This is a genomic window from Syntrophorhabdaceae bacterium (genome assembly GCA_028713955.1).
Classification (GTDB): Bacteria; Desulfobacterota; Syntrophorhabdia; order Syntrophorhabdales; family Syntrophorhabdaceae; genus UBA5609.
On record JAQTNJ010000210.1, the window covers coordinates 1 to 5,454 of the forward strand.

The following is a 5,454-nucleotide window of genomic DNA, read 5'->3' on the forward strand; positions in this document are numbered from 1 at the left end:
AACGAGTTTTGCGCCTTCTCTGTAGATGGCCTGCGCAAGGACAGTTGCCGTGGTTGTTCCGTCACCGGCGACATCGCTTGTCTTGCTTGCCACTTCTTTTACCATCTGGGCTCCCATATTCTCGAACCTGTCCTCAAGCTCGATCTCCTTGGCAACGGTAACCCCGTCCTTTGTTACTGTCGGTGAGCCGAATGATTTTTCCAGGATGACATTACGCCCCTTAGGGCCGAGGGTCACCTTTACGGCATCCGCCAGTGCGTTGACGCCCTTTAAAAGCGCCTCCCGTACATTCTGATCGTACTTTATCTCTTTAGCCATTCTTTCTTCCTCCTTCTTTTAATCGTTCAAGATGGCAAAAACATCATCTTCTCTGAGGATAAGGTGTTCCTCACCATCAATCTTAATCTCTGTGCCAGAATACTTGCCAAACAGTATCTTGTCGCCAGCCTTCACCTGTAATGCCGCCTTTTGCCCGTTATCGAGGATTTTGCCGTCGCCTACCGCAACGACCACGCCTTCCTGCGGTTTTTCCTTTGCAGCATCAGGAATAATGATACCTCCCTTCGTCTTTTCCTCCTCTTCGATTCTCTTCACAAGGATCCTGTCGTATAATGGTTTGATCTTCATCGTATCACGCTCCTTTCGCAAAAATAGTATTTTAGCAATTGTGAAAAACGATTGCTAAATAAAATATAAGGATACTAAGGACTTTTTGTCAATACCGGAAGGCTAAATTTTTAAAAGAAGGTCGACACCTTCCCTGTACCATCTGGAAAATTGCTCATTTTCCTGTTTGTTGCCGGCGGCATCGGTCATAATGGAGGCGAATATCTTTTCCTTATCGATCGTTGTCTCGAAGTCCCGCTCTGCCTGCTGGGAAAGCCTGTCTATCATTGCGGCGAGGATCTTTTCCTGGTCATCCCCGGGGAGCCAGAGCGACCACCATTCATCATAAGTGCTTTGAACGACCTTTTTGCTCTTATCGTAGTAGCTTGCGAGAGACGGGATCCATTCCTTGATGCGGTCTTTTGATGCCTCAAATATCTCTTCCACAAAAGGATACCGGTTTATGGTATCCATTTCGATCCGTATCTTTTTGATAAAACCTTCGATAATACTCTCGCCCCCGTGTTTTTTCTTATAAACTTTGGATTTCATGGTATTCCAGACTTCAATGATCGGGTAGACCGTCATATTTCTCAATGAGTAATTTATTGTTTCTATATTATTGATAGTGTACTTCCGTGTTTTTGGTACCCCGTATATTAAAAGCCCCAGAAGATCGGAGACAATATGGAACAGCAATGCCCTGTTTTTGGGTCTTTCCCCGGGGAACATGTAGCAGATGAACTCATTGAGCTCCAGGGCTTCCACAAAATGGTCCTTTTTCGGCTCACGATTTATGTGTTTCACGGCATCTATAGCGAGGCTGATCGTCGCCATAGACATATGATCATCCTTGTCTTTGATAAGTTCCCAGATATCAAGGATGTGTCTTCGCGGAAGCATTAAAGGCCCTCTTTCTTCAACGTTTCGATGAGTTGTTTCTGTATTTCGGTGAGTTTCCCGGGAATATCCATTTTTACCTCAACATAGAGATCGCCGCTGCCGCCTTTCTCTATATCCGGCACTCCAAGGCCCCGCAACCGTACCTTCAAATGGCCCGGCGGGATTTTAACACGTTTTGGCCCATCGATAGAAGCGATCTCAACGGTTGTTCCGAGAAGGACATCGGTCAGCTTGATCTCTTTTGTAACGTAGAGGTCGTTCCCGACCCTTCTGAAAAAAGGATGTTCAGCAACCTTGATGGTCAGGTAAAGGTCACCACGTCTGCCCGTTCTGGGGTCCCTGTTGCCTTTGCTCTGAAGTCTCAACCTCTTCCCCGTTGTGATCCCCCGGGGTATCTTAACGTTGAGATCTTCAGTCCCGATGTGTGTTGTAAAGGATACCCTCTTTTCGCCACCCCGTATAGCGTCCATAAAAGGGATCTCAAGTTCGTAATTGAGATCCAGACCATGCTCGGGCTGTTGTTCCCTGGTTATGTAGTCTCCAAAATCCCGGTTCTGAGCCCTTTGCCTGCCGCCGCCCCGCCCCGCCTGCCTTCCGAAGATCATGCTGAATATGTCGCCGCCGCCAAATCCAAGGTCTTTGAAAAGATCGCCCACATTAAAACCACTGAAGATGTCTTCCTCGGAGTACCTCTGCTGGAAGCCCCCCATACCAAAGGTGTCGTATTGCTTTCTTTTTTCCGGATCACTGAGGACCGCATAGGCTTCGTTGATGACCTTAAACTTCTCTTCAAATTCCTTGTTGCCCGGATTTCTATCAGGATGGTATTTGAGAGCAAGTTTTCTGTACGCCTTTTTCATTTCCTCTTCCGTTGCTCCCTTTGCAACACCGAGTGTCTCGTAATAATCCTTTTTTGCTGCCATCTTTTACTCCCTGTATATCGCTATATATGTTGCCATACCCTGCTGAACAGTATCAGCAAAAGCAGGACATTTTAACATTAATATAAATCTCCTTTTCAATTTTATCCACACCCATTCCGCAAAAAGATTCTATAAGATATAACCAAACTTCATGTAATGCAATGCGAAAAGATTTTACAGGAAATTTGTGTAAAATCTTTTCATCTTTTTGCTATAATGGATTGATACCATGTTTTTCCCAAACCATCCATGTTGTGACAGGTGATATATGGGGAATCAAAGCCGCTTAACAGCCTATGTCGGGTACCATATCCTGAGTCTTCTCGCGAAGACCGGAGCGGAAAATACTACGGCCGGCCTTGAACAGGAGGCCATGCGGGTCATCTGGGAATACTATAAAAAGGATCGCCTGAGGCTTGTTACCGCGGGAGAGGCAATGGAGATGGATATGGTCATTGCCTTTAATATTGAGGGATGCTGTATTACCGACACATATATGATCACTGAGGATATCGAGGCCTTTGAAACATGGAATAGGGCGGACAGGCGCCTGACAGAAAAATGGAAGCAGGTTGTTGAGCTCTTTGATCAGCTTGAGGTGCTCAGCCGGGAACGTGAAGGAACACAGAGCGCTGAAGATACGTTGTTTTCTTTTATCCGTGATGAAGTCCTGTGTAAAAGGGGTAACGATACTGTCCCGTTTCACCGGGACAAAGGTGATGTTGAGATACTGCGAAACTGCGCAAAACATTTCCAGGACTGGTATGGAGAGGATAGATGGCGCGACCTGAGGCGTATTGAATATGGCCTGAACTGGAAGATCCTTGAATCAGAGCTCCTCCAACGTTCTATCAAGCCTGTTTTTGAAGGGAAGGACGGTGAGCAAAATCGCTGCCTCCTGGGATTGCTGAACAGGGTTGTAGGTTTCAGCAAAAAAAGCTGTCCCAAACTCCCCATGAGTCCTGAGCATATCGATTTTGTTGTTGAAGCAGTCATAAAAAAATACGGCGGCAATCGCCATGAACGTGAGATTCCCCATATTATTCATTGTATAGAACATGATGTTGATTTTTTGATCACCATCGATGACGACCTCATGGCGAGATTTAACGGCAAGAGGCATGAACTGTCGAAGCACCCCGGGTGCTGCTCAATGAGGCTCGTATTGGTGAAACCGTCACAACTTGTGAACCAGCTTATAGCTCAAAACCCGTAGTATATTGTATTTCGTATATCGTATATCGTGGACTGCACCCCTTGATGAGACAATCAGTTAAGCCCATACTATAAAGAGGAGGTACGGGCATGTGGTGCCTACAGTAGGGGTATATGCCATCATTGAATTTGCGATATACGAACTACGATATACGATTAGTCGGTAGTTTTCATTTCCACTCATCCGTCTGCGGCTGAGGCAGTTGGTAGGACATGAGTGTTTTGATGTATTCATTGAAACCATCTTTGCCCTTTTTCTCCAGTTTTTCGATCTCAGGCAGTACCTGTTTCATCAGCTCATCATTGTAAACGGCATCGATCGGGTATTGCATGTAGGATGAACGGCGCAGCAACGAATAGACCTGCTTTTGTTCTTTCGTGAGCGACAGGAATTTATCGAGCTCATTCAGCATATATCCTTTCTTTTCGTCAAGGCGGCCGTCGACGTGCATGAGCAGGTTCAGGCTGAAGTCAGCGCAGGAAAAATAACTGTGTATCTCGTTGAGACTAAATACAAGGAGCCTGATCTCCGCAACGATCTCTTCGTCTGTCATCGGCACGAAGGACCCATCCTTAACAAGTGCCTGCATCGGCGACATGGGATGCATTGCGAAGGTCCTTACCCTGATAAAATCCGGTTCTACAAGGTTTAAAAGCCGCGCGGTCTCTTTGGCATGTTCCTCACTGAGCGTCTTCCCGCCGACCCCGGGCATGATGTATTCTGACAGGGATATGCCCGCCTTGACCACGTTCTGGCCGCCGGCGACAATATCTTCCGGGGTGATCCCCTTTTTAATCATCTTTAAAACCTTTTCTGAGCCGCTTTCCATCCCGACATGAATACGTGTAAGCCCGGCATCTTTTAATTGCTTCAGGTCTTCAACGCTTTTCCTCTTCAGTGTTGTTGAGCGCGCGTAGGATGTAACCCTGTCGAGGGCGGGAAATTTCTCTTTCAGATATGTAAGGATTTCAAGGAGGTCTGCTGTTTTCAAAACCAGGCTGTCGGCATCCTGCAAAAATGCCGATTTTATCATATTGGCATACCCACTATATTCTACTGCCATATTATCTATATCTTTTTTTACCTCTTCCACGGTCCTCCTGGAAAAGGTTGTCCCTTTGTAGGCAGGACAAAAGATGCATTGATTCCATGGACAATTCCTTGTAACCCTTACCAGCAGGCTTGAAGCCTCACTTGGCGGTCTGATTACTCCCTGTTCGTACATAATTGTCTCCCTTATTGGTTATTTTACCTCTGCCGGCCGGCTGACAGCAGCCATATAGATAACAGTCTCCTCTATGCCGTCCAGGGATAGAATTTTGTTTGCCTCATCGCCGTAGAAAGCGCCGATCGCGCAGGCGCCGAGACCCAGGATCTCTGCCGCGAGATAGAGGTTCTGGTCAATCTCTATAAATATGCGTATTGTCGGCTGGTAAGTCAATGACATACCCTTCATGGAAAAATATATTGCATTGTTGCATTTTTCCATGAAGATCGTTACAATAAAAATATCTTCTGATAACAATCTAAGATGGAGGATAACAGGGATGGACAGTATAAAGACCATTGAGGACCTGATAAGGGCAAAAAATCTTACGCCGGAAGAGCTTGAGCTACATAGGGAACTGATCGATGAGTGCAGGAAGAATGAGCAAAAAATCAACGAGTATTGCAAAACGGCCCGTGAAAATTTACAGAGGATGTATGATACGCTGAATGATGTATCGCAAAAGGCAACGGAGATCCATAGCGCATTCGAACGCCTGATCGAAGAAACAGAAACCCTCTCTCTCCGGATGATCCCTG

At 46.2% G+C, this 5,454-nt stretch carries 8 protein-coding genes; 2 read left to right on the forward strand and 6 right to left on the reverse strand.

Translation table 11 applies throughout. The features are described 5' to 3' along the window. From PHU49_13880 to PHU49_13895, 4 genes are all read right to left on the reverse strand, one after another. The coding region (locus tag PHU49_13880; GenBank protein ID MDD5245094.1) for a TCP-1/cpn60 chaperonin family protein at positions 1 to 318 on the reverse strand (318 nt) is incomplete at its 3' end. Between the two features lie 18 nt (positions 319 to 336). After that, positions 337 to 627, reverse strand: coding sequence for a co-chaperone GroES (gene groES / locus PHU49_13885; GenBank protein MDD5245095.1), 291 nt, complete (start codon positions 625 to 627; stop codon positions 337 to 339). Between the two features lie 102 nt (positions 628 to 729). Beyond that, positions 730 to 1,509, reverse strand: a complete 780-nt coding sequence (locus PHU49_13890) for a hypothetical protein (protein ID MDD5245096.1) — start codon at positions 1,507 to 1,509, stop codon at positions 730 to 732. Next, the gene (locus PHU49_13895) at positions 1,509 to 2,432 is read right to left on the reverse strand and encodes a DnaJ C-terminal domain-containing protein (protein MDD5245097.1); all 924 of its coding nucleotides are present in this window, start codon (positions 2,430 to 2,432) and stop codon (positions 1,509 to 1,511) included. The genes PHU49_13890 and PHU49_13895 overlap by 1 nt, the downstream gene beginning before the upstream one ends. A gap of 268 nt (positions 2,433 to 2,700) precedes the next feature. On the opposite strand from PHU49_13895, the gene PHU49_13900 reads away from it, so the two are divergent. Continuing rightward, positions 2,701 to 3,648 (forward strand): hypothetical protein, encoded by a 948-nt coding sequence (locus PHU49_13900; protein MDD5245098.1) that lies wholly within the window; start codon positions 2,701 to 2,703, stop codon positions 3,646 to 3,648. A 169-nt stretch (positions 3,649 to 3,817) separates the two neighbouring features. On the opposite strand, the gene PHU49_13905 is transcribed toward PHU49_13900, so the two are convergent. Next, positions 3,818 to 4,873: a radical SAM protein gene (locus PHU49_13905; protein MDD5245099.1), complete on the reverse strand. Its 1,056-nt coding sequence runs from the start codon at positions 4,871 to 4,873 to the stop codon at positions 3,818 to 3,820. A gap of 18 nt (positions 4,874 to 4,891) precedes the next feature. Further along, the gene (locus PHU49_13910; GenBank protein ID MDD5245100.1) at positions 4,892 to 5,215 is read right to left on the reverse strand and encodes a nitroreductase family protein; all 324 of its coding nucleotides are present in this window, start codon (positions 5,213 to 5,215) and stop codon (positions 4,892 to 4,894) included. Between PHU49_13910 and PHU49_13915 the strand changes: the two genes are divergently transcribed. Then, positions 5,196 to 5,454: hypothetical protein (locus tag PHU49_13915; GenBank protein ID MDD5245101.1), on the forward strand; the 259-nt coding region annotated here is incomplete at its 3' end. The two genes, PHU49_13910 and PHU49_13915, sit on opposite strands and share 20 nt — an antisense overlap.